This window comes from Streptomyces sp. SID3212 (genome assembly GCF_009865405.1).
Lineage (GTDB): Bacteria > Actinomycetota > Actinomycetes > Streptomycetales > Streptomycetaceae > Streptomyces.
The window spans coordinates 1-230 of sequence record NZ_WWJY01000781.1 but is presented as its reverse complement, the minus strand read 5'-3'; the positions used below and the strand labels follow the sequence as shown (position 1 = coordinate 230).

Genomic DNA, 230 nt, shown 5'->3' with positions numbered 1-230 from the left:
GCGGCGGCCTCACCACCGGCGGCGGCCAGCCGCAGCAGGCCGAGGGCGCCGGGGTCGGTCTCGGCGATGACGTTGAACAGCGCCGTGGTCAGGAAGGCGGCCGTGACGCCGTACAGGGCGACGAGGTCGCGGAGCACGGCCGGCTGGAGGCTGCCGTCGGGGGCGACGACCACCCGGCCGCCGTTGAGGAGCGGGGCCCAGATCTCGAAGGTGGAGGCGTCGAAGACGTA

At 74.8% G+C, this 230-nt stretch carries 1 protein-coding gene; it reads right to left on the bottom strand.

What is annotated here, in order from left to right; translation table 11 throughout:
* Positions 1–230: AMP-binding protein (locus GT042_RS23325; RefSeq protein ID WP_161310678.1), on the bottom strand; the 230-nt coding region annotated here is incomplete at both ends.